The 22,446-nt window shown below is 69.7% G+C and carries 18 protein-coding genes and 1 pseudogene; 10 read left to right on the plus strand and 9 right to left on the minus strand.

Annotated elements, in window-relative coordinates:
- The first annotated feature begins 142 nt into the window (after positions 1–142).
- The 6 genes from OHA03_RS32040 (at position 143) to OHA03_RS32065 (ending at position 6,046) form a co-directional block, all read left to right on the plus strand.
- A complete protein-coding gene (locus OHA03_RS32040) occupies positions 143–1,099 on the plus strand; it encodes a LysR family transcriptional regulator (protein ID WP_267007196.1) in 957 nt (318 codons plus the stop codon).
- A 128-nt stretch (positions 1,100–1,227) separates the two neighbouring features.
- Positions 1,228–2,457 carry an FAD-dependent oxidoreductase gene (locus tag OHA03_RS32045; RefSeq protein WP_267007197.1) on the plus strand — a complete coding sequence of 410 codons (1,230 nt, stop codon included), beginning with the start codon at positions 1,228–1,230 and terminating at the stop codon, positions 2,455–2,457.
- 316 nt (positions 2,458–2,773) lie between these two features.
- A complete protein-coding gene (locus tag OHA03_RS32050; RefSeq protein WP_267007198.1) occupies positions 2,774–3,844 on the plus strand; it encodes an aromatic ring-hydroxylating dioxygenase subunit alpha in 1,071 nt (356 codons plus the stop codon).
- Positions 3,841–4,071 carry a hypothetical protein gene (locus OHA03_RS32055; RefSeq protein ID WP_267007199.1) on the plus strand — a complete coding sequence of 77 codons (231 nt, stop codon included), beginning with the start codon at positions 3,841–3,843 and terminating at the stop codon, positions 4,069–4,071. Before OHA03_RS32050 ends, OHA03_RS32055 begins: the two co-directional genes overlap by 4 nt.
- A 24-nt stretch (positions 4,072–4,095) precedes the next feature.
- Positions 4,096–5,064, plus strand: a complete 969-nt coding sequence (locus OHA03_RS32060; RefSeq protein ID WP_267007200.1) for a PDR/VanB family oxidoreductase — start codon at positions 4,096–4,098, stop codon at positions 5,062–5,064.
- Between the two features lie 205 nt (positions 5,065–5,269).
- Positions 5,270–6,046 carry an IclR family transcriptional regulator gene (locus tag OHA03_RS32065; RefSeq protein WP_267007201.1) on the plus strand — a complete coding sequence of 259 codons (777 nt, stop codon included), beginning with the start codon at positions 5,270–5,272 and terminating at the stop codon, positions 6,044–6,046.
- 74 nt (positions 6,047–6,120) lie between these two features.
- On the opposite strand, the gene OHA03_RS32070 is transcribed toward OHA03_RS32065, so the two are convergent.
- From OHA03_RS32070 to OHA03_RS32080, 3 genes and pseudogenes are all read right to left on the minus strand, one after another.
- Positions 6,121–6,351 (minus strand): hypothetical protein, encoded by a 231-nt coding sequence (locus OHA03_RS32070; protein ID WP_267008287.1) that lies wholly within the window; start codon positions 6,349–6,351, stop codon positions 6,121–6,123.
- A gap of 44 nt (positions 6,352–6,395) precedes the next feature.
- A pseudogene (locus tag OHA03_RS32075) lies at positions 6,396–7,063 on the minus strand (DUF2264 domain-containing protein); the annotation flags it as partial.
- Between the two features lie 24 nt (positions 7,064–7,087).
- Complete coding sequence (locus OHA03_RS32080; RefSeq protein WP_267008239.1) at positions 7,088–9,199, minus strand: glycoside hydrolase family 3 N-terminal domain-containing protein; 2,112 nt, start codon at positions 9,197–9,199, stop codon at positions 7,088–7,090.
- A gap of 214 nt (positions 9,200–9,413) precedes the next feature.
- On the opposite strand from OHA03_RS32080, the gene OHA03_RS32085 reads away from it, so the two are divergent.
- Both OHA03_RS32085 and OHA03_RS32090 read left to right on the plus strand, forming a co-directional pair.
- Positions 9,414–10,217, plus strand: coding sequence for an endonuclease/exonuclease/phosphatase family protein (locus tag OHA03_RS32085; protein ID WP_267007202.1), 804 nt, complete (start codon positions 9,414–9,416; stop codon positions 10,215–10,217).
- A 41-nt stretch (positions 10,218–10,258) separates the two neighbouring features.
- The gene (locus tag OHA03_RS32090) at positions 10,259–11,851 is read left to right on the plus strand and encodes an alpha-amylase family glycosyl hydrolase (protein WP_267007203.1); all 1,593 of its coding nucleotides are present in this window, start codon (positions 10,259–10,261) and stop codon (positions 11,849–11,851) included.
- A gap of 463 nt (positions 11,852–12,314) precedes the next feature.
- Here OHA03_RS32090 and OHA03_RS32095 read toward each other — a convergent pair whose 3' ends face one another.
- The 5 genes from OHA03_RS32095 to OHA03_RS32115 all read right to left on the minus strand — a co-directional run bounded on the left by OHA03_RS32095 (position 12,315) and on the right by OHA03_RS32115 (position 17,602).
- Entirely contained in the window at positions 12,315–13,202 is an 888-nt protein-coding gene (locus OHA03_RS32095) for a carbohydrate ABC transporter permease (RefSeq protein ID WP_267007204.1), read from the minus strand.
- On the minus strand, positions 13,199–14,197 hold the full coding sequence (locus tag OHA03_RS32100) for a carbohydrate ABC transporter permease (RefSeq protein WP_267007205.1): 999 nt from the start codon (positions 14,195–14,197) through the stop codon (positions 13,199–13,201). Before OHA03_RS32100 ends, OHA03_RS32095 begins: the two co-directional genes overlap by 4 nt.
- A gap of 4 nt (positions 14,198–14,201) precedes the next feature.
- Positions 14,202–15,446 (minus strand): extracellular solute-binding protein, encoded by a 1,245-nt coding sequence (locus tag OHA03_RS32105; protein WP_267007206.1) that lies wholly within the window; start codon positions 15,444–15,446, stop codon positions 14,202–14,204.
- 196 nt (positions 15,447–15,642) lie between these two features.
- Positions 15,643–16,692: a LacI family DNA-binding transcriptional regulator gene (locus OHA03_RS32110; protein ID WP_267007207.1), complete on the minus strand. Its 1,050-nt coding sequence runs from the start codon at positions 16,690–16,692 to the stop codon at positions 15,643–15,645.
- A 454-nt stretch (positions 16,693–17,146) separates the two neighbouring features.
- Positions 17,147–17,602 carry an iron chaperone gene (locus OHA03_RS32115; protein ID WP_267007208.1) on the minus strand — a complete coding sequence of 152 codons (456 nt, stop codon included), beginning with the start codon at positions 17,600–17,602 and terminating at the stop codon, positions 17,147–17,149.
- A 162-nt stretch (positions 17,603–17,764) separates the two neighbouring features.
- Between OHA03_RS32115 and OHA03_RS32120 the strand changes: the two genes are divergently transcribed.
- Positions 17,765–18,364: a TetR/AcrR family transcriptional regulator gene (locus tag OHA03_RS32120; protein ID WP_267007209.1), complete on the plus strand. Its 600-nt coding sequence runs from the start codon at positions 17,765–17,767 to the stop codon at positions 18,362–18,364.
- A 479-nt stretch (positions 18,365–18,843) separates the two neighbouring features.
- Here OHA03_RS32120 and OHA03_RS32125 read toward each other — a convergent pair whose 3' ends face one another.
- The gene (locus OHA03_RS32125) at positions 18,844–19,815 is read right to left on the minus strand and encodes an aldo/keto reductase (RefSeq protein WP_267007210.1); all 972 of its coding nucleotides are present in this window, start codon (positions 19,813–19,815) and stop codon (positions 18,844–18,846) included.
- 230 nt (positions 19,816–20,045) lie between these two features.
- On the opposite strand from OHA03_RS32125, the gene OHA03_RS32130 reads away from it, so the two are divergent.
- Positions 20,046–22,289, plus strand: coding sequence for a serine/threonine-protein kinase (locus OHA03_RS32130; RefSeq protein ID WP_267007211.1), 2,244 nt, complete (start codon positions 20,046–20,048; stop codon positions 22,287–22,289).
- Positions 22,290–22,446: the final 157 nt, after the last annotated feature.

Genomic DNA, 22,446 nt, shown 5'->3' on the forward strand with positions numbered 1-22,446 from the left:
CTGAACGTTCGGCCATCACGCGACAGCAGGCGCGGTGAACGCCCAGGGGCAACCCGGACCGTGCCGGCCGGTCGAAGCGGGCTTCCGCCCAACGGAATCATGGCTGGCCCTGGCGATGGGTATGCGGCAGGATCCCGAACTCATGACCCCACGGCAGTCCCGTCCCACACACCTCGCCAACCTCGACCTCAACCTCCTGGTCACGCTCCGCGCACTGCTGCGTGAGCGGAACGTCACCCGCGCCGCCCGGAACCTCGGCGTCACCCAGCCGGCCGTCAGCGCTTCGCTGTCCCGGCTGCGCCGGCACTTCGCGGACGAGCTGCTCGTCAGGGTCCAGGGCGCCTACGTGCTGACGCCGCTCGCCGCGCAGCTTGCCGGACAGGTCGAGACGGTGTGCGCTGCCGCGGAGCGGCTCTTCGCGACGGGCACGGCGTTCGACCCGGCCACCACACAGCGGGAGTTCACGCTGCTGATGGCCGACTATCCGGCGACCGTTCTCGGCCCCGCGCTCTCGCGGCTGTTCGACGGTGATGCACCGCACGCGGCGCTTCATCTCCAGCTCGTCCGGGAGACTCTGGGCAGCGGTGCGGGCGACACGATTCGCCTCGTCGACGGTCTGGTGTCCCCGTCTCTGGGCCACTTTCGCACCCCGGGGGTCGGGTCGGTTCCGCTCTTCCGCGACCGGTGGGTCTGCCTGCTGTCCGCCGGTCATCCGCTGTGCGGGGCCGGACCATTCGGCATCGAGGACCTGGCACGGTTGCCGTGGGTGGTGCCCTACCACCGGGACGACGGCTACCCCTCCGCCGCTCCGGCGACCCGGCAGCTGACCGCACTGGGCATCCGGCCGCGGATCGCTGTGCGCGTGGAGAGCTACCGGGCCGTACCCGACTTCATCGCCGGCACGCGGAGGGTGGCGCTCATCCCGGAGCGGCTCACCGCACGGCTGCCGTCGGCTCACGGGCTGCGCACGCTCGACTGCCCGGTACCGCTCGACTCGCTCGAGGAGCACCTGTGGTGGGACGCGAGCCACGACGAGGACCCGGCGCACAGTTGGCTGCGTGAACTGGTGGCCCGGGCAGCGGACAGCCTCGGGCCATAAACGCCATTGATGCCACCCAGCCGAACGCTCTATTGACCTGGGCATTCCCTCCGCGGAACAGGGCTTCCTAGTGTGCCGGGCAAGCAGTGAGCCGACTGCGGCACAGCCCCCTCGCACAGGAGATCTCCATGCCCCATGCCCTGACCGAGCTGAAGGTCCATACCGTCACCAAACCGGCCGGCACAGCGAGCCATCAACTCGAAGCCGACGTCTGCGTGGTGGGGGCGGGCGTCTCCGGAATCTCAGCCGCGATCGAGAGTGCGCAGCTCGGGCGGGACGTCGTCCTCGTCGACAGTCTGCCCGTGCTCGGAGGGCAGATGGTGAACTCGCTGATCGGGCTGTTCTGCGGGGTGTACGGCAACGGGCCCGGCTACCGGCAGCTCACCCACGGCATCTTCGCCGACCTGGAGGCTTCGGGCGATCTGCACGTCAACCGCGGCCACACCATCACCGTCACCTATGACGAGGTGGCGCTGGGCCGGTGGGTGGAGCGGCGGATCCGGGAGCTGGGCATCCGTGTCGTCCTCGGGGCCTCGATCACGGGTGTGGAGCGGGACGGCCGGCGCATCGCGGCGGTGTCCTTCGCCACCCGGCACGGAGCCGTGCGGGTCACCGCGCCCGGCTTCGTCGACGCCACCGGGGACGCGGCGCTCGCCTGGGAGGCGGGGCTGCCCTGCCGCGTACCGGAACGCACCATCTACGGATCGCAGCAGATCGTCCTGGAGCACCTGCACGAGGAGCACCAGCCGGACCGCGAGGAGCTGGCCGAGCACGTCCACGCCAAGGCGGCCGAATGGGGACTCGTCCGCCGCGACGGGCTCGCCTTCTTCTTCCCCGGGCGGAACACCGCCGTCCTCAACATGACTCACATACCGGCCCCGCTCGACCCGGTCGAGGCGTCGGCCGCCCAGCTCGACGGCCGGGAACAGGCCGACCGGGTGGTCGAGTTCCTGCGCGCGGAGTACCCGAAGGCCTTCGGCGAGGCGAAAGTGCGCTCGTACGGTCTCCCGGGAAGGCGGCAGACCCGCTGGATCAAGGGCAGCCACCAGCTGTCACTCGACGAGGTGAGGGCCGGAACCCGCTTCGAGGACGCCGTCGCCCGCACAGCCTGGCCCATCGAGCTGCACGCCAAGGTCGGTGCCATGGCCGGACCGTGGCTCGGCGGTGTCATTCTCGATGCCGGCCTCGGGGCACGCGGAGCGTTCATCGTGTTCTCGGTCTGTCCGGCGGTGATGGTGCTCGTGCTGTTCGCGCTCGGCCGGGTCCAGCGCAGACTGCCGGCCGAGGCCGAGGGTGCGCTGTCCGCGGAGCTGCCCGCGACCGGCGTGGCGGCCGCGAGGCCGGCGGTCCAGATCTGACAGCGAGTCCGTTCACCCTGCCCGAGGCCGGGCGGCGGCAGCGCCACGGGCTGCGCTCCCGGCCGGCCCGGGTGGGTCCGGTCCGCTGACAGCGGCCTGCCGTTCGCGGGGGCACGCGGACGTCACCGCGGTCGTGGAGGACCCCGAACCACCCGGCGCCGGACTTCCGTTCAACGGAAGGCGCCCTGTCCGCAGGCCCGCGCCTGCAGCACTCTGGGAACCGTTCCGCCCTGGCCCGCAGACAGCAGGGCAACGGCATCCGAAACCCGCAATTTGTCTACGCGTTCGGGCCCACCTGAACGCAAGGGAGATGACGATGACGACGACGTCATTCGCGCGCAACCAGTGGTACGTGGCCGCCTACGGCAGCGAGATCGGGCGGGAGCTGTTCACCCGCACCATCTGCGGCGAGTCGATCCTCTTCTGGCGCACCGAGGCGGGCGAGGTCACCGCCATGGCGGACCGCTGCGTGCACCGCCGTTTCCCGCTCTCGGAGAAGCCGAGCCGGCTGGACGGCGACACGGTCGTCTGCGGCTACCACGGCTTCACCTACGGTGCGGACGGCGTGTGCGTGAGCGTGCCCGGACAAAAGCGCGTGCCGCGCACCGCCCGGCTCACTTCCTACCCCGTCACGGAGCAGGACTCCTTCGTGTGGGTGTGGATCGGGGACCACGACCAGGCCGACAAGACATTGATCCCCCGCGCCCCCTGGCTGGACTCGCCCGACTACACCACCGTCTGCGGCATGGAGCCGTTGGCGGCTCGCTACGGTCTTCTCGTCGACAACCTGCTCGACCTGTCCCACGAGACGTACCTGCACGGCGGCTACATCGGCACGCCCGAGGTCGCCGAGACCCCGATCACCACCGAGGTCGACGACAAGGCGGGCATCGTCCACGTCAGTCGGCACATGGACGACGCGGCCTGCCCGCCGTTCTACTCCGAGTCCACCGGCATCACCGGCCGCATCACGCGATGGCAGGACATCGAGTACCACGCTCCCTGTCTCTACCTTCTGCACTCCCGCATCGCCCCCGTCGGTACGCCGAGCCCGCACGCCGACGGCAGCGATCCGGACGCCTTCCACGTAGAGGTCGTCTACGCCATCACCCCCGAGACCGAGCACAGCACCCACGACTTCTGGGCCGTGGCACGCGACTTCGCCCTGGAGGACGAGAAGGTCTCCGCCTTCCTGCGGGAGAACAACCGCACCGTCGTTCTCCAGGACGTCGTCGCACTCGACAAGCTGGAGCGGGTCATCGCCTCCGAGCCGGCCGGGACGCAGGAGCTCAGCATCAACATCGACACCGGTGGCCTGGCCGCCCGGCGCATCATCAAGCGAATGGTCGAGGCCGGCACCGCCGGATCCGCGGTGGGCGACCGATGAGCACGCCGCCCACGACGATGCTCGACGGGGAGACGGTCTACCGGATCGTGTGGATCCCCGGCACGGACCGGCTGCGCGGCTGGTGCTGGTGCGGTGAGGACCGGGAGTCCGAGGACCCGGTGGAGTTGTGGGAGTGGCTGCTCGCCCACCCCGACGGGCACCCGGGCCGGCGGGCCGCCCCCGTCCCCGGTGCCACCCCTCACCCCCGCCGGCTTGTCGGCGCCTGACCCCACGTACTCAAGGATCCACTGATGACCAGAAGCACCACCGCACCCGAGACCGAACTCGAACTCGTCGTGGCCCGCCGTACCGACGAGGCAGACGGCGTCGTCTCACTCGACCTGCGGCGGGCCGACGGCGCCTCCCTGCCCGCCTGGACGCCCGGCGCGCACATCGACCTCCTGCTTGCACCGGACCTTGTACGGCAGTACTCGCTGTGTTCCTCGCCGGAAGAAGCGGAGGTGTGGCGCGTCGCCGTCCTCCGGGAGAAGGACGGCCGCGGCGGCTCCCTCCACGTGCACGACACGCTGGCCGAAGGCGACGCGGTCCGGGTGCGCGGTCCGCGCAACCACTTCCCCCTGGAGCGCGCCGAACGGTACCTCTTCATCGCGGGCGGCATCGGCGTCACACCGATCATTCCCATGCTGGCTGAGGCCGAACGGCTCGGATCCACATGGGAGATGGCGTACGGAGGGCGGACCCTTGCGTCGATGGCCTTCCGTGACGAACTTGTCAAGCGGTACGAGGAGCGGGTGCGGGTCCGTCCCGAGGACGAGTACGGCCTACTCGACCTCGGGACGCTCCTGGGGACCCCGCAGCCGGGCACACTCATCTACTGCTGCGGCCCGGAGCCGCTGCTCAAGGCCGTCGAGGAGCGGTGCGCCGACTGGCCCGACGGCGCCCTGCACCTCGAACGGTTCACACCGAAGGAGCTGCAGGCGCCCCTGCGGGACGGGGCGTTCGATGTCGAACTGGCGCAGTCCGGCATCACGGTGACCGTCCCGCAGGACAAGTCCGTGCTCCAGGCGGTCGAGGAGGCCGGTGTGCAGGTCCTCTCCTCCTGTCAGGAGGGCACCTGCGGCACCTGCGAAACCGGCGTGTTGGCCGGCACGGTCGACCACCGCGACTCGCTCCTCACCCCCGCCGAGCAGAGCAGTCACGACACGATGATGATCTGCATCTCCCGGGCGTTGTGCCCGAGGCTCGTCCTGGATCTGTGACGGCTCCAGGGTTCGCCGACCGCAGTGCATGCCGGCGTCCGGACGCACGGTGACAGTCCGGAGTCGCCCGACGCCTGCGGTTCCCGCAGGACACGCCACGGCGAATCGTCGACAGAGTGTTGACGGCCGGGAGATGTCTGCCTAGCTTCTCGGTGAAGTGCCCGGATCCACGGTGGAGCGGGGGGCGTACGGCGAGGAGGCCGGCATGCAGCGCAAAGCCTCGGCCGGCAGCTGTTCGGTGACAGCCAGGGCTCTGCAGGTGCTGGAAGCATTCGCTCCGGATCGGTCCGTGCTGCGGCTTGCCGAGATCTCCCGACACACCGGCCTGCCCCTCAGCACCGCCCACCGGCTGGTGAAGGAACTGGCCGACTGGGGCGCGCTCGAACGCGAGCCGAGCGGCGGATATCGCATCGGGTTGAGGCTGTGGGAGATTGCCTCCCTCGCCCCGCGCGGCCTCGGCCTGCGCGAGGCGGCCCTGCCGCACCTCTCCGACCTCGGCCATATCACCCGCGAGAACGTGCAGCTGGCCGTCCGCGAGGAGCTGTCCGTCGTGTACGTGGAGCGCCTCGCGGGCCGCGACGCAGTCCGGGTCCTCACCCGCGTCGGCGGGCGATTCGACCTCGCGTCCACCGGCGTCGGCCTCGTCCTGCTCGCTCACGCCGGCCAGGATGTCCAGGAACAGGTGCTCTCCCGACCGCTCGTCCGGCACACGGAGAAGACCCTCTGCTCCCCGGCCGAGGTCCGTCGCGCTCTCGCCGAGGTGCGCCGTACCGGAGTCGCCGTCAGCGACCGGCAGGTGACCATGGACGCCGTCTCGGTCGCCGCCCCGGTGTACGGGCCGGAGAACGCCGTAGTCGCCGCGGTATCGGTGGTCGCCCACGCGGACGCCGTGAACCCGCACGCCCTCGCCCCTCTGGTGCAGGTCGCGGCGCGCGGCATCTCCCGCTCCCTCGGCGCACGGCTCAGATCCTCGGTCGCCTGACAGAGCCGGCTGCTCCTGGCGGTCGGTGGCCGCGTTGATCCGCTCCTGCAGGTGCCGGCCGGTCGGTCTGCCGGTCAGTGGCCGGCGCTGCCCTCCTCTGCCGGGACGGTGACGGTGACGCCGTCCCGGTCGAGGACGACGTGCTGCACATCGCCCTCGGGCCATGCGATGCGGATCCCCGCCCCGCCCACCATCCGCACATCGGTGTCGAGGTGTTCCGCCGTCGCCTCGCCCGCCAGGCGGGCGAGGCAGACGAAGAGCCCTTCCGTTTCCCCGGCATCGACCGTGCCCGTGACGACGGGCATCCGGCACCGCTCGGTGTACGCGGTGCTGCCCCGGCAACGGACGTGCCGCTGAGGTGGGCGTACAGGACCGGGTAGAGATGCAGGGCCCAGCCGTTGTAGTGGTCGAAGGAGCGCTCGGGGCCGTCGGTGTACCAGCCCCCTCCTACGTACCACCCCTCGATCCGCTCCAGGCCGCGTTGGATCGCGGCGCGCGAGGCCTCCTCCTGTACGCCCGCGTCGGCGAGAAAACCGCCGACGGTGAGAGGGAAGAGCCACCAGTTGTTGTTGACCGGGGGCTCACCCAGCACGCCGGACAGCCATGCGGCGACGCGCTGTCGTACCTCGTCGTCCAGCCGGTTCCACAGCCACGGCTTCGTCAGCCGCAGTCCGAGCGCGATGGATACCGTCTCCACCCAGGCCTGGCCGCACTCGGCAGGCAGGGGCCAGGACTCCGCGTCGTCGCGGCCGGGCGTACGCGTGCCCGCGGCGAGGCCGTCCGCGCACTGCTCCAGGATGCCGTGCGGGTCGTCGCCCGCTGCTCCGGCGACGCGGAAGGCGGCGAGCAGAAAGGTGCGGGCACAGCCTTCGAGGCCGTCGGAGCGCGCCCCGACCAACTGTGCCTGCCGGGCAGCAGGATGAGTCCGCGGCCCGGCGACGCGTGGCGGTCGACCGCGGCGAGCAGTCCGTCCGCCGTGACCTCCCAGTGGGCGCGGGACCAGCCGGTGTAAACCATGCGGCGGCGGTGCACGGGTACAGGTCAGACCACGGTCAGCGGGCAGCAGTCCCGCGTCGTCGAGCTTGTGCCCGTGTAGACGTCGATGCGGCCGCGTTCGATGGTGAACGTCCCCGCAGGGTCGTTGGTCCAGAAGCCGAGGTCCTGCGCACCGAGACGGAAGGACACAGTGGTGCTCCGGCCCGGTTCGAGGCCGACCCGCTCGAAACCACGCAGTCGGCGCACCGGCTGGGCGATGCCGGCCGCCACGTCGTGGACGTAGAGCTGGACGACCTCGTCGCCCGCCCGCTCGCCGGTGTTGGTGACGGTCAGCGACACCTCGACCGTCTCGCCTCGCTCCAGGGCGTCCCTCGCGATGCTCCCCTGGCTCAACTGCGGCCGTGAGACGGCGAAGGTCGTGTAGCTGAGGCCGTATCCGAAGGGGAAGCGCGGTCCGTCGGCCAGGTCCAGATACTTCGAGACGAACTTCTCCTCCGGCCGTGCCGGGTTGTACGGGCGGCCCGTGCTCTCGTGGTTGTAATAGAGGGGGATCTGACCCACGGCCCGCGGGAAGGTGATGGGCAGCTTGCCCCCCGGGTTGACCGAGCCGAAGAGCACATCCGCGACCGCGTGACCGGCCTCGATGCCGGGGTGCCAGGCCTCCAGTACCGCGGGCGCGGAGTCCAGCCAGTCGCCCAGCACCAGCGGCCTGCCGTTCACCAGCACGACCACGAAGGGCTTGCCGGTCGCAGCGACGGCCGCGATGAGCTCCTCCTGACCCGCGGGCAGACCGATGTCGCTGCGCACGGCCGCCTCACCGCTGAGCTCGGGGTCTTCGCCCACCACTACGACGGTGACCTCGGCGGCCGCGGCGGCGGCGGCCGCCTGGGTCGGGTCCTGACCGGCGTGCGTGACGTTCGTGCCAGGCGCCGCCTCGCGAACGGCGTCCAGGATGCTGACGGAGGGGAACCTGGACGCACCGGGTCCTGCCCAAGTGCCGTGCAGACCGGTGGAGTCGGCGAAGGGGCCGACGACCGCGATCGAGCCGGCGGCAGGGCTCAGCGGGAGGACGGAACCCTCGTTCCTGAGCAGGACCATCGACCGGGCGGCGCTCTCACGGGACGCGGCCCGCGCGGCGGCGGTGGGTTCGGCGACAGCCGCCGACTCGTCGGTGTACGGGTTGTCGAACAGTCCCAGATCGAATTTCAGCTGCAGGATGCGCGTCACCGCATCGTCGAGCCGCTCCATCGTGATCAGGCCGTCGGACAGCAGTGCCTCGCCGTGGTCGGCCACGTTCGTGGAGACCATCTCCATGTCGAGGCCGGCAGTCAGCGCGAGCCTGCCCGCGTCGGCGCCGTCCTCGGCGAAGCCGTGCGCCATCAGCTCCTCGACGCCCGTGTAGTCACTGACCACGAAGCCCTTGAAGCCCCACTCCTCCTTGAGGACGGAGTTCATCGTGTGCGCGTTGCCGTGCGCGGGTACTCCGCCGATCGTGTTGAACGCGGCCATGACGGTGGCCACTCCGGCGTCGACCGCCGCCTTGAAGGGCGGCAGGTAGAGGTTGCGCAGCCGCTGCTCGGAGACGTCGACCGTGTTGTAGTCGCGACCGCCCTCGGCTCCGCCGTAGGCGACGAAGTGCTTGGCACAGGCGGCGATCCGGTCCATGCGCGACAGCTCGCTGCCGTCGGCCGGGCCCTGGTAACCCTGCACCTTGGCCACCGCGAAGGCGGCGTTCAGATAGGGGTCTTCGCCGCAGCTCTCCGCGATCCGGCCCCAGCGCGGCTCGTGGCTGACGTCCATCATGGGGGAGAAGGTCCAGCGCACACCCTCGGACCGGGCCTCCTTCGCCGACACCTCGGCGTCCCGCCGTGCGACCTCCGGGTCGAAGCTGGACGCCTGGGCCAGCGGGATCGGGAAGGCGGTCCAGAAGCCGTGGATGACGTCCAGGCCGAAGAGCAGCGGGATGCCGAGCCGCGACTCCTCGACAGCGATGCGCTGGAGTGAGTTGCTGTGCCGGGCGCCGTGGATGTTGAGCACCGAGCCGAGCAGTCCCGCACGGGCCGCGGCCTCCGTCTGCTCGGTCTGACCACCGCCCGGGCCGGTGTCACCGGTCCAGGTCAACTGCTGGATCTGACCCAGCTTCTCCTGGACCGTCATCCGACCGAGCAGGTCCTTCACCTTGTCCTCGTACGCTCGAAGCACGTCGTGACCTCTCTACCTGTTGCCGTATCGCTACCTGTGAAGTTAACGTTTTGCGCGGCATGAATGAAAGCGCATTCATCAACTGCGGACAAGTCCCCGGGCAGAGCCGCTCCACGGATGCGAGGGAATTGCCGGACTCCACCCCTAAGCCGCTCCCGGAGGCGAACGCATGACGGACAACGTTCCGCCCTGGCTGCGGGTCATGAGTTTCAATCTGCATGTCGACTGGCCCGCATCGCCCCACCCCTGGCGCGAGCGGCGGGACGTGGTGGCTCACCTGCTGCGCATGGAGCGGCCCCATCTGATCGGCACTCAAGAGGGGCTCCACGGACCACTGCGGGATCTCGAGGCCGACCTCGGGCCGGAGCACTACGGGTGGATCGGCCAGGGCAGAGAGGGCGGCAGCCGCGGAGAGTTCATGGCCATCGGCTACGACCGCACAAGGCTCCGACCTCTGGAGTACGACCACTTCTGGCTCTCCGGCACCCCGCAGGAGCCCGGCTCCAACACCTGGGGAGGGAGCTGGACCCGGATGGTCACATGGGTGCGCTTCCATGACCTGTCGGGCGGCGGCGAGCTGTTCGCCGCGAACACCCACTTCGACGACGCGAGCGCATACGCGCGGGAGTGCTCCGCCGAGCTCCTCGCCGAACGGCTCAACACGCTCGCGCCCGACGTTCCGCGCATCGTCACCGGTGACTTCAACACACCCGCGGGCGACAGCACCGTACACGCAGCGCTCCTGACCCGGGCGGATCTCGTGGACACCTGGGAAGCCGCCGAGGAACGCGGCCCGGCCCACGGCACCTTCCACGACTACCGGCCGCCGGTCCCGGGCGGCGATCGCATCGACTGGATCCTCGCGTCCCGCGGCACCCGAGTGCGCCGGGCCACGCTCAACGACTTCGCACCGAACGGCCGTTACCCCAGCGACCATCTGCCCGTGCAGGCACTCCTGCGCACCGCATGCTGATCCCCCGCCCGTCACCCCGACCCGCGAAGGAGCCCACCGCCATGATGTCCCCCCGCCCCGCCACCGAATGGCTCGCCGACGCCGTCCTGTACCAGATCTATCCGCAGAGCTTTGCCGACTCCAACGGCGACGGCATCGGAGACTTCGCCGGAATCGAGGCCAGGCTGGACCATCTCGCCTGGCTGGGCGTGAACACCGTCTGGTTCAACCCGTGCTTCGTCTCGCCATTCCTCGACGCGGGCTACGACGTCAGCGACTACCTCACCGTCGCGCCGCGCTACGGCACCAACGACGACCTCGCCCGCCTCACCGATGCCGCGGCGCGCCGCGGTATCCGCGTACTGCTCGACCTGGTCGCAGGCCACACTTCGGACCAGCACCCCTGGTTCACAGCTTCGGCCGACGACCTGTCCGACGACCGCTACATCTGGGCCGACCCGGCGGACCCGGCCGCACTGCCGGAAGGATTCGTGGCCTCGCCGGGCACCCGGCCCGGCTTCTACCTGCCGAACTTCTTCGATTCCCAGCCCGCCCTCAACTTCGGCTACGCCCGCATGAACGAGGCGGAACCCTGGCGTCTGCCCGTCGACGCCGAGGGACCGCGCGCCAACCGCCAGGCCCTGCGCGAGATCATGGACCACTGGCTGACCCTCGGCCTGTCCGGATTCCGCGTCGACATGGCGGCCTCCCTCGTCAAGGACGACCCCGGCCAGGCGCAGTCCGCCGCGGTCTGGCGGGAACTTCGCAGCTGGCTGGATGCCAAGCATCCGCAGGCGGCGCTGCTCTCCGAATGGGGGGACCCCGCAACGTCCGTCCCGGCCGGCTTCCACGCCGACTTCTTCCTGCAGTTCGGCCCCAAGGACGACGGGCTTGCACTGCGCTCCCTGTGGAACAACTTCGAGGGCACAGTCAGCGAGCAATGGGAGCCGCAGGCGCCCTACTTCGACGCCGAGGGCAAGGGCTCCCCGCGCACCTTCCTCGCCGACTGGCGCGACGCGACAGACGCCGTCGGTGACGCCGGCTTCATCTCCCTGCCCACGGCCAACCATGACTTCTCCCGGCTGGCCTGCGGCCCGCGTACCGCCGAGCAGCTGCCCGCTGCCTTCGTCTTCCAGCTCACCTGGCCCACGCTGCCCGCGATCTACTACGGCGACGAGATCGGCATGCGCTACGTGCCCGGCCTGCCCGAGCACGAGGGCAGCCGGCTCGGCCCCCGTTACAACCGCGCCGGCTCCCGCACCCCCATGCAGTGGGACGACTCGCCGAACGCGGGCTTCTCCACCGCCCCCGCTGACCGCCTCTACCTCCCCGTCGACCCGGACCCGGGCCGTCCGACGGTCGCGACCCAGCGCGCCGACGGCGGCTCCCTCCTGCACCTGGTGCGCCGCCTCATCGCACTGCGCAAGGACATCCGTGAGCTGGGCGCCGCGGGCAGCACGGAGATCCTGCACGCCGACTATCCGCTGGTGTACATCCGCGGCGGCCGCTACCTCGTGGTGGTCAACCCGCGCCGCGACGCCGCCGAGACTGCTGCCCCCGCGGGCAGGGCCGTCCCTCTGGTGGCCAACGGCGTCACTGTGACCGGCGACCGGATCCGGGCCGAGGGCTTCGGATACGGCATATTCGAGCTATGAAGGCGGCGCCTCGCACAGGGCATTCTCGAGCCCCTGCCCGGGGCTCTCGCACGACGACGGGCCCCTCCGCACCCGGCAGAGAGGCCCGTCGTCGTGGGGCAGGCCGCAGCCCTTCCGGATGGTGAACTCCGCGCGCCGCACGCGCAGCACCGTGCGCCCGCCCTCGTACGAGGACGCGGCGCCCTCGCTGTGTGCCCGTCCCTCGACGGCCACCACCCGTCTCGTCGCCGAGCGTCCGGAAGGTGACCCGGCCATCGTTTCCGACGCCGGTTCAGCGGCCTGCGGGGGCGAACGCGGGTCCTGCGCCAGGCGCGAGTGCGGGGCATGCGCGGCTGTCCATGGAGGTCCAACTCCTGCGGCGTAAGGCGTGGATACGGCTGTGGTGCCGTGCGGGCCCGGCCGTCGTCAGGGACGGCCGGGCCCGCACGGGCTCAGGGGAGGCAGAGCATCGTGGCCCCGGGGTCTACTTGAGACCCGCCGTGGCGATGCCCTGCGTGAAGAAACGTTGCAGGAGGACGAAGACGAGCAGGACCGGCAGGACCACCAGGAAGGCCCCTGCCATCAGGACGCCGTTGGAGCCGTCCGCCTTGGTCGGATCGGTGGCGAAGGTGGCCAGGGCCACCGGCAGCGTGTACTTGTCCGGGTCGTTGGTGGCGATCAGCGGCCACAGGAAGTTGTTCCAGGAACCGAGGAAGACGAAGATCGTCAACGTCGCCAGGGCGGGCTTGACCAGGGGCAGCACGATCCGCCAGAAGATGAACCACTCGCGGGCTCCGTCGATGCGGGCGGCCTCGAGAAGCTCGTCCGGAATGGCCATCATGAACTGCCGCATCAGGAAGACCCCGAAGGCACCTGCCGCGAACGGCAGGATCAGCGCCGTGTAGGTGTCGATCAGCCCCATCTGGCTCATCATCACGAACTTGGGGAGCAGCATGAGGTTGCCCGGCACCATCAGCGCGCCGAGGACGACGCCGAACACCAGCTTCTTTCCAACGAAGTTCAGCTTGGCCAGGGCATATCCCAGCATCGAGCAGAACAGCAGATTACAGACCGTGACGAGTACCGCCACCAGCACCGAACTGAAGAAGGCCTGGCCGACATCCATCTTCGCCAGCAGATCCCTGAAGTTCTGCAGAGTCCACTCGGTCGGAATCCACACCGGCGGGCTGGCCCCCACCTGCTGGGGAGTCTTGAAGGCCGACAGTGCCATCCACAGGAACGGCGCGGACATGGCCAGCAGACCGGCACTCAGCAGGACGTAGACGAGTGCCTTGCGGCTGCGGGCGCCGGGGGACTGCGGCACGGCGCGGACCGTGCCCGCGGGCTGGGCTCGGGTCTTGGTGGCGCTCATGCGGTCTTGTCCTTCAGCAGACGGAGCTGGAGCAGCGTGACCGCCAGGACGATCACGAACAGGACGTACGCCATGGCACTGGCGTAACCCATGTGGAAGAAGTTGAAGCCCTCCCGGTACATGTGCAGGGAGATCGTCAGCGTGCTGTCCGACGGGCCGCCGTCGGTCATCACGAACGGCTCCTCGAAGACGTTGAGGAAGCCGATGGAGGTCATCACCGCGACGTAGAGCATGGTCGGCCGCAGAAGAGGGACCGTGATCCTGCGGAACTCCTGGAAGACCCCCGCACCGTCGATCCTCGCTGCCTCCCGGACGTCGGTCGGGATGGCCTGCAGTCCGGCGAGGAAGAGGACCATTGCGGTGCCCATGTTGCGCCAGACCGCCATCACGATCAGGGAGGGCATCGCGAGCGCCTCCGAGCCGAGGAAGTCCGGTGTGTCCAGGCCGATCTGGTGTCCGAGCCCCGCGATCAGCCCTTCGCCGGGGTCCAGGACGAAGCGCCAGATGACGGCGACCGCGACGATGGCGGTGACGACCGGCGCATAGAAGCCGACTCGGAAGAAGGTGCGCATCCGGTCGATGCCGGAGTTGAGCAGCACCGCCGCCAGCAGTCCGCTGCCGATGGTCAGCGGCACGCCGAGCACCACGAAGTAGCCGGTGTTGAACAGTGCCTGTTCGAACTTCTCGTCCTCGAAGAGCTTCGTGTAGTTGTCGAAGCCGACGAAATTCACCGAGAGCGGGTCCGTGACATTGCGGAGGCCGAAGTCCGTGAAGCTCATCACCAGCGTGGCGGCGATGGGAAACGCCATGAAGGTGAGGAAGAGCGACAGGAACGGCGTGGAGAAGAGCCAGCCGGCCAGATTCTGCCGGGACAGCCGGTCCCGGCGGCGCCGGGTCGCCCCTGGCTCCTCGGTCCGCGCGCCCTTGACGGCCGGGTGCTGTGCGGTGCCCGGTGCCCGTTCCGGCGCGCCGGCCTCGGCGGCGGTGCTGTTCATGAGGTCAGGCCACCAGGCCCTCGGTGGACTTCTGGAGCTGCTTGGCCGTGGCGGCCGGGTCGGCACCCCGCGCGATCTTCTCGAGGGCGCTCTCGATCTGGGCGGCGAATTCGTTCCACTTGGCCATCGGCGGGATCGCTTCTGCCGTGTCGAGGGACTGCTTGAAGGTGCTGAGGGACTCTCCGCCGCTCTTGAGGGCGGGCTCGTTCCATGCGGCCTTGTTGGCGGGGAGCGACTTGGCTATCTCGTACCAGTGCGCCTGCATCTTCGGCGTGCTGAGGAACTTGGTGAACTCCTCCGCGGCCGCCTTGTGCTCGCTGTCCTTGAAGGTGACCAGGGAGGCACCGCCGACCCAGGACGTGGAGGCCTTGTCGGCCGGCACCGGCACCACCTTCCACTTCCCCTTCAGCTGAGGCGCCTGGTCCGTGATGTTCTGCACCATCCAGGGGCCGGACTGGAACATCGGCGTCTTGCCCGAGGCGAAGCCCTTGAGGACGTCCTCGCCCGGCACGAAGTTCTTCTTGGCGAGTCCGGCGTCGAAGTAGTGGCCGAACTCCGTGAATGCCTTGATGGCCTCGGGGGAGTCGAGGGCGGGCTTGCCGTCCTTGCCGAGCAGCTCGCCGCCCGCCGAGTAGAGGTACTGCAGCCAGCCCTGCCAGGCACCGGTACTGCCGGGCTGGAGGGCCGTGCCCCAGTCGGCCCCGGCCTTGCGCTGGTACGCGGAGGCGAGGTCGCTCTGTTCCTTCCAGGTGGTGGGGGCCTTGGTGACGCCGGCCTTGTCGGCGAGATCGCTGCGGTAGTAGAGCGCCCGGGTGTCGGCGTACCACGGCACCCCGTAGACCTTGCCGTCCTGGACGTTCCCGTTCCAGGCGGCAGGGAAGAAGTCGTCCTTGTTGAAGGTGGCGGTGTCCACCGGCTCGAGAGCGTCGAGGGAGATGAACTCGCCCATCATCGTGGAGCCCATCTGCGCCATGTCGGGAAGTTTGCCGGCAGCCGCGGCCGCCACCAGCTTCTGGTGGACGACATCCCAGCCGACGGGGGTCACCTTGACGGTGATGTTGGGATGCTCCTTGGTGAACTCCTTGGTGACCGACTGGAGTCGCGCACCTTCCTCACCCATGGCCCAAACGGTGATGGTCTGTTTGGCATCGGCCGCGACCCCGTTGCCGCCGCTGCTGCCGCAGGCGGTCAGTCCGATGGCCGAGACCACTGTCATGGCCAGGCCTACAGACTTGGCGATGCGTGACATGTGACTCCTCCTCGAGTGCATGTGTGCGGTTCATGTATGCGCTTCATGTATGCGCTTACACATTGGCGCACGGATGACCCTGCAGCATGCCTGGGGTGGCCTCAAGGGGCGTGCCGGTAACACTTTCGTAAACCTGCGGAATTTCGGGTGATCCAGGGGTGCTTCGCGTCGCTCGCTGTGCGGCCGGCTACGGTGCTCACGGAGTCGCGCAGCCGCAACTGGCCCGCCGCATCAGCGTCACCGGCAACACCCGTGCCACAGTGGCCCGTTGGCGGTCCGCGATCCGGGCGACGAGCAGTTCGACCGCTTCCTGGCCGAGCCGGCCCATCGGCTGCCGTACGGTCGTCAGGGCGGGCCGCACCACGCGGCTCAGCGGGATTCCGTCGAAGCCGGTCACGGCCATGTCGCCCGGCACGCTGATGCCGTGCGACGCCAGTGCATGCAGCGCGCCCACGGCCATCTGGTCGTTGGCGAGGACCAGTCCCTGCGGGCGCTGCCCCGGCAGGTCGAGGAGCGTCTCGACAGCCCGGCGGCCGGCATCCTGGGTCAAATCGGCCCGCACATCGGGCTGCTGCGGAATCGGCAGCCCCGCCTCGAGGTGGGCCGCCTGGAATCCGCGGAAGCGCGCCTCGCCGTCGGGGGAGTCGGACGGCCCGCCGACGAAAGCCAGCCTGCGCAGGCGGTGGTCGGCGATCAGATGCCGGGTGAGCTCCAACTGGCCGTCGAAGTTGGCTACTTCGATGTGGTCGTGGTCAGCATCCCGGTCTGCCGCGAGCATGACGACGGGCAGCCGTCTCGAAATGACCTCCAGGTCCTCGCTCGCTATTCCGGTCTGGGCCAGCAGGGCGAGCCCGTCCACCCGTCCGGCGACCTCGGCGAGTTGCTCACTTGTGCGTTCCGCGTGCGCCGCGGCGATCAGGAGCGCGTAGCCGTGCTGCCGGGCGGCGCGTTCCATGCCACGGATCACCTGGTCGGAATAGAGCATCAGCTCGGTGTCGTCCGCCGTCGGTACGCTCTCGGCGACGGCGTCGTGGATGTCGGGGAAGTAGAGGCCGAGGACTCCCGTCGTGCGGCTGGCCAGCCCCCGAGCGCTCCCACTGGGCACGTATCCCAGCTCGCGACCGGCGGCCAGCACCCGTTCCCGGGTGGAGGCGCGTACGGAGTCGGGATTGCGGTACACGCGCGACACCGTCGCGATGGAGACGCCGGACTGCTCGGCGACGTCGTACACCGTCGGAGTACTCATGGTGCTGCCTTGCCTCTCCTGTATCCCTGGCTCTGCGCATCCGGCAAGCCGTATGACCTGCCCGAAAGCGCGTTCAGCCTATGGTCGGGCGCTGTGCGGGGGAAGGGACGGAGGGGCGGAGCGGAGGGACAACACACACCTGAATGGGACAACCGGGCGGCACCTTGACCACTTGCGCCACCATGCCGACGAGCATGCGGGGCGCACGGTCACGGCGCGTCAGGTGCGGGTGTGCGGACGGGACCGGGCGCTCCCGACGGCGGCCTGCTCCTCCAACGGCCCGGGCGGCGAATGCCCGGTGCAGGTGTTCCCGCCGGCACGGGCCTCGACCGGAGCCCCACTGCGCATGTCCGACTCCACGACCACCGGTCTCCCGGGCAGATGTTGTACCAGCAGTGCCGGACCGCCGAGCACGCTGAGGTGCCACGGGCCCAGCCCGTTTACCGGGCATGCATCAGCTCACCGCCTGCTTCACGAGCGCACCGATCCGCGCCTCCACCTCGGCCGTTACCTCGGTCAGGGCGAAACCGGCCGCCCACATCGTGCCCTCGTCCAGCTTCGCCTGGTCGCTGAACCCGAGCGTCGCGTAGCGCGCCTTGAACTTCTCCGCGCTCTGAAAGAAGCACACGACCTTGCCGTCCAGCGCGTAGGCGGGCATCCCGTACCAGAGCTTGGGCGCGAGGACCGGGGCGCCGGCTGTGATGACGGCATGGACACGTTCGGCCATGATCCGGTCCGAGTCCTGCATCTCGGTGATCTTCGCGAGCACGTCCCGCTCCGCCTCCGCCGCCTTGTCCGCGCGCGAGCTGCGGCGGGCCGCCCTCTTCAGCTCCTGGGCGTGGTCCTTCATCGCGGCCCGCTCCTCGGCCGTGAATCCCTCGTGCGTGCTGCTGCTTTCGGTGCTGTTCATGGCAGACCTCCCCTTGAGGATCTGATGTGTCGGATCTCGGGCGCGTGGGTGGCGCTGTGTCATCAGACCCAACATCGGCACGTGCCGTGCCGATCGAGATTGAATACTGCGCGCAGGCCTCGGGATTGTCAACGGCACGTAACGTGCCGATAGGGTAGCGGCATGACCGACACGCCCGACAAGCCCGACACGCCGCGGCGCCGAGGTGCCGCGCGCACCGAAGAGCTGCTGCAGGTAACCCTCGATCTGGCTGCGGAGGTCGGTTACGCGGGCCTGAGCATCGAGGCGGTCGCCAGACGGGCCGGCGTCGGAAAACACACGATCTACCGGCGCTGGCCGTCCATGTCGGCACTGCTGCTCGACGCGCTCAGCCGCGTGTGGACCAGTGACCTGGACTACCGCGACACCGGGGACGTCCGCGCGGATCTGCGCGAACAGTTCCTACGCTCAGGCCTCGCCCTCTCCAGCCCGCCGATCGGTCCCGTCTACCGTGCAGTCATCGCCGAGGCGCAGGCCGACGTCATGCTGCGGGCGACTCTGCACGAACGATTCCTGGTGACCGTCGAGCAGAGCACCCTCGACCGGATCACCCGCGCCCAGCGCACCGGTGAACTGACTGCGGAAGTGAATCTGGAATTCGCCGCCGAGGTGCTGTGCGGCACGCTGTACTACCGCAGCCTGCTGTCAACCCGCCCCATCGACGAGGACGCGGTCGACGGACTGCTGGACATGTTCATGGCCGCCTACGGAACCGGCAAGTAGGACTCGACCGCACACGTCGGACCTGCTTTTCCGATCCGAGGACCGTGCGGGTCACATCTGGGTAACAGGGCAAAGGTTGTCTGCTGCGGCATTACGTGTCCCTGAGTCGGGCTCACGGGAACCCCAACTGCGCCTGCTGATAAGCCTCGTACGGTCCAATGGCCCCATGGGATCACGGTCTTGACATGCAGCCCGGGGTGCTGATCTGGTGCAGGAGGTCGCCGCGCCCACGGCCGCCCTGCCGTTCGCGCAGGTCACCGGTAGCGCGCCGACCGCGGCCCGGCACCTGGGCGGCAGCTGGACCTGCACCGGGTCCGGCGAACTCGCTGCGGGGCCACACACGTTCAAACCCACCGCCGCCCGCCCGGCACCCCGGCGGGACCGGCCACCGTGCAGGTTGCGGTGTCGTAGCCAGCAGCGCGGGTAGGAGCGGTCCGGCCGAACGGCCAGGCCGCTCCTGTGCGTCGGGCCGGGCGGGCTTACGCGAAGCCGACGATGCCGCGCGGGCTGTAGTGCTCCTCGAGGCGCTTGCACTCGTCGTCGCTCAGCCGCAGGTCGACCGACGCGACGGCGTCGTCCAAGTGCTGCGGCTTGGTCGCACCGACGATCGGCGCGGTCACCCCCGGCTGCCCCAGCAGCCAGGCCAGCGCGACCTGGGCGCGGGTGACACCGCGCTCGTCCGCGATCGCCGCGACGGCGTCCACGATGTGCCGGTCGGTCTCCTGGTAGAGCGTCTTGCCGAACTCGTCGGTCTCGCTGCGCGCGCTGGTGGTGTCCCAGGCCCTGGTGAGCCGGCCGCGGGCCAGCGGGCTCCACGGGATGACCCCGACACCCTGGTCGGCGCACAGCGGCAGCATCTCCCGCTCCTCCTCGCGGTAGAGCAGGTTGTAGTGGTTCTGCATGCTGACGAAACGGGTCCAGCCGTGCCGCTCGGCGACGTACTGCGCCTTGGAGAACTGCCATGCGTACATCGAACTCGCCCCGATGTAGCGGGCCTTGCCCGCCTTCACCACGTCGTGCAGAGCCTCCATGGTCTCCTCGATCGGCGTCGCCCGGTCCCAGCGGTGGATCTGGTAAAGGTCGACGTAATCGGTGCCCAGCCGGCGCAGGCTGTGGTCGATCTCGGTCATGATCGCCTTGCGGGACAGCCCGCCACCGTTGGGCCCCGGCCGCATCAGGCCGTGCACCTTGGTGGCCAGCACGATTTCGTCCCGGCGGGCGAAGTCGGCAAGCGCCCGGCCGACGATCTCCTCGCTGGTGCCGTCGGAGTAGACGTTCGCGGTGTCGAAGAAGTTGATCCCTGCCTCGACGGCCTGCCGTACGAAGGGCCGGCTGGCCTCCTCGTCCAGCGTCCAGCTGTGGTTACCGCGGTCGGCGACGCCGTAGCTCATACAACCCAGGCAGATGCGGGAGACGTCGAGACCGGTCGTGCCGAGTTTCAGATAGTCCATGGCCACCCACCCTACGTCGACGTCCGGTCGCCCCCACCGGGGACGAGGCACCGGTCGCCCCGCCATGTTCCTCTTGGCGGGGCTTCGTCGTGTGCGGCACGGAGCAGCCCTGGGCTCCCTGTTCGTCACCCGCTTTGCTCTGCCGTACCGCCTTGCGGCTAGTTTGTGTGCAGGACAGGTACGCAGGCCCGTGGTGGCAGAGGTGCACGGGGGACGGGAGGTCGGGAAGAGTGTCGCTGCGCGGAGGTGATCCAGCCGAGATCGGCGGTTATCCACTTGAGGCGCGGCTCGGCTCGGGTGGCATGGGCACGGTCTTTCTGGCCCGTACGAGTTCGGGGCGACCTGTCGCGATCAAACTGATCCACCAGCAGTTCGCGGGGGACGACGAGTTCCGCATCCGTTTCCGGCAGGAGGTGGCGGCGGCGAGGCGGGTGAGCGGCGCGTTCACCGCCGCCGTGGTCGACGCTGCCCCTGAGGCCGAGCAGCCGTGGATGGCGACGACCTATATCGAGGGGCACACGCTCGCCCAGCGCATCGCCATCAAGGGCCCGCTGAACGGAGCGGAGCTGAGAAGGCTTGCCATCGGGCTGGCGGAGGCGCTGCGCGACATCCACCGGGTGGGGGTCGTCCACCGTGACCTGAAGCCCTCGAACGTCGTGCTCTCGCCCGAGGGCCCGCGCGTCATCGACTTCGGCATTTCGCGCGCCGTGGACCAGCAGACGCTGACGATGACAGGACGGGTCATCGGTACACCGCCCTTCATGTCGCCGGAGCAGTTGCAGGCGCCGCGTGGTGTGGGGCCGCGTTCCGATGTCTTCTCGCTGGGGACGCTGCTGGTGTACGCAGCGACGGGCCACGGGCCCTTCGACGCGGACAGCCCATACATGACGGCATATCAGGTGGTGCACGAGGAGCCATCGCTGGGTGCCGTGCCGGTGGCCTTGCGCGCGGTCGTCGAGTCGTGCCTGGACAAGGAGCCCAAGGGGCGCCCCTCGGCGGACGAACTCCTCGTGCTGCTGCGGGACCTGCCGGCCGACCTCGGCGGGACCGACGCGAACGGGGTTGGCGCGGGCCGCACCCGCGACGTGATCACCCAGCATCACTTCGCGACGCAGGCCACCCCGGCGCCGACTGCCCCGACCACCGCCCCGACCGGTCCCGGTACAGGGAGCACCGGCACCCCTATCGGCCGTCGTCTGCGCAGCCGATGGCGGCCTGTGCTCGCGGCCGCGGTCGCGGTGGCAGCGATCGGCGGGGGAGTCGCCGCGCTGAAGGCGGGCGACTTCGGGGAGAACAGCGGCGGCGACAAGGGCAACAGCGTTGCGGTGCCGGGTGCCGCACTTCCGGACGGCTTCGAGCCGTGGCGCAAGACCGTGCAGGGCGGTCGCGAGGACATCCCCGATGAACTGCGTTGCGTCGCGCGGGGCGATGCGCTGTTCTGCGGGGGCGGCGGTGTTGTCGCGACCCGTATCAGGGCCCTGGACGGCTCGCGGGTGTGGACGGCGAAGAGCCCGGGCGTCCCCGTGCAGGGCATGCACCTGGTGGGCGCCACCGACGACACGGTGCTCGGTTACCGCTTCGCCGCCGAGGACGCCCCGCAGGACCCTCCCACCGAGGTGGTGGCCATCGATGCGAACAACGGCCGGGAGCTGTGGTCCGTGCCGTCCGGCGCCCGGTCGATGGCCGTCACGGGTCGGTCTCAGGACGCCATTGTGGTCGGCTCCGCCGTCGTGACGGTCGACGCTTCCAACTCCCGCTTCGAGGCCCGGGACGCGCACAGCGGTGAGGTCACCTGGACGACGTCGTTCCCCGCGAGTACGCATTGCGCTCCCGTTCCGGTGGGCCCACGGCTCTTGGCGATGTGCGCGACGGATGCGGAGGTGGATGCCTCAGAGGTGCGCCACCCCACCCTGTACACGGTCGACCGCGCCTCGGGGACGCTGGGCAGGCCCATCGCGGTTGACGGCCCAGCCGTGCCGATGGGCGTCGCCGACGGCACGCTCGTACTCCTTCAGGAGCACATGGAGGGAACGGCGCTGGCCGGGTACGACGGGGTGGCGCGGGTCGACCCGGCCTCGCGGAAGGTCACGTACTCCCGACTGGCCAAGACATACGCGGGGACGCCCGGCATGGCGGACGGCACCGTCTACGTGAGCGGTCAGACCGGTCTCGTCACGGCCCTCGACCCTGCGACCGGCCGGAAGAAGTGGTCGCGGCAGACGAGCGTGGAGGGCGCGTCGGGTCCCGTGGCGGGAGCCGACGCGCTGTATTTCAGCTCGGCCACCGGCCGGGTGGTCGCGCTGTCGCCGCACGATGGCAAACCCCTGTGGACAACAGATCCGCAGGCCGATGGTTTGACGGGCGAGCAGGGCGCAAGCCCGCGGGTGACCGTTGCGGGGCGTGCGGTGATCGTGGCCGCGGCCAAGAACACTCTCTTCGCCTTCGACACGCAGAAGGCGCCGAAGTCGGGCTGACCCCGGCGGCACCGGACACCGGCCGCCTTCCTTGCCGTGCGGACACCTCAGCGGCTCACTCGGTGGCCTACGCGGCGAGCGCCCATGTCGGCATCCAGGAGGCCACCGATCCCGCCACTCATGTTGCCGTCACCGAATTCCCCGTGGTTCGCCAATC

This window comes from Streptomyces sp. NBC_00154, from assembly GCF_026342835.1.
Lineage (GTDB): Bacteria > Actinomycetota > Actinomycetes > Streptomycetales > Streptomycetaceae > Streptomyces.

Coding starts and splice junctions, on each gene's coding strand:
- OHA03_RS32040 (WP_267007196.1), top strand. CDS start 143: ATGACCCCACGGCAGTCCCGTCCCACACACCTCGCCAACCTCGACCTC.
- OHA03_RS32045 (WP_267007197.1), top strand. CDS start 1,228: ATGCCCCATGCCCTGACCGAGCTGAAGGTCCATACCGTCACCAAACCG.
- OHA03_RS32050 (WP_267007198.1), top strand. CDS start 2,774: ATGACGACGACGTCATTCGCGCGCAACCAGTGGTACGTGGCCGCCTAC.
- OHA03_RS32055 (WP_267007199.1), top strand. CDS start 3,841: ATGAGCACGCCGCCCACGACGATGCTCGACGGGGAGACGGTCTACCGG.
- OHA03_RS32060 (WP_267007200.1), top strand. CDS start 4,096: ATGACCAGAAGCACCACCGCACCCGAGACCGAACTCGAACTCGTCGTG.
- OHA03_RS32065 (WP_267007201.1), top strand. CDS start 5,270: ATGCAGCGCAAAGCCTCGGCCGGCAGCTGTTCGGTGACAGCCAGGGCT.
- OHA03_RS32070 (WP_267008287.1), bottom strand. CDS start 6,351: ATGCCCGTCGTCACGGGCACGGTCGATGCCGGGGAAACGGAAGGGCTC.
- OHA03_RS32080 (WP_267008239.1), bottom strand. CDS start 9,199: ATGACGGTCCAGGAGAAGCTGGGTCAGATCCAGCAGTTGACCTGGACC.
- OHA03_RS32085 (WP_267007202.1), top strand. CDS start 9,414: ATGACGGACAACGTTCCGCCCTGGCTGCGGGTCATGAGTTTCAATCTG.
- OHA03_RS32090 (WP_267007203.1), top strand. CDS start 10,259: ATGATGTCCCCCCGCCCCGCCACCGAATGGCTCGCCGACGCCGTCCTG.
- OHA03_RS32095 (WP_267007204.1), bottom strand. CDS start 13,202: ATGAGCGCCACCAAGACCCGAGCCCAGCCCGCGGGCACGGTCCGCGCC.
- OHA03_RS32100 (WP_267007205.1), bottom strand. CDS start 14,197: ATGAACAGCACCGCCGCCGAGGCCGGCGCGCCGGAACGGGCACCGGGC.
- OHA03_RS32105 (WP_267007206.1), bottom strand. CDS start 15,446: ATGTCACGCATCGCCAAGTCTGTAGGCCTGGCCATGACAGTGGTCTCG.
- OHA03_RS32110 (WP_267007207.1), bottom strand. CDS start 16,692: ATGAGTACTCCGACGGTGTACGACGTCGCCGAGCAGTCCGGCGTCTCC.
- OHA03_RS32115 (WP_267007208.1), bottom strand. CDS start 17,602: ATGAACAGCACCGAAAGCAGCAGCACGCACGAGGGATTCACGGCCGAG.
- OHA03_RS32120 (WP_267007209.1), top strand. CDS start 17,765: ATGACCGACACGCCCGACAAGCCCGACACGCCGCGGCGCCGAGGTGCC.
- OHA03_RS32125 (WP_267007210.1), bottom strand. CDS start 19,815: ATGGACTATCTGAAACTCGGCACGACCGGTCTCGACGTCTCCCGCATC.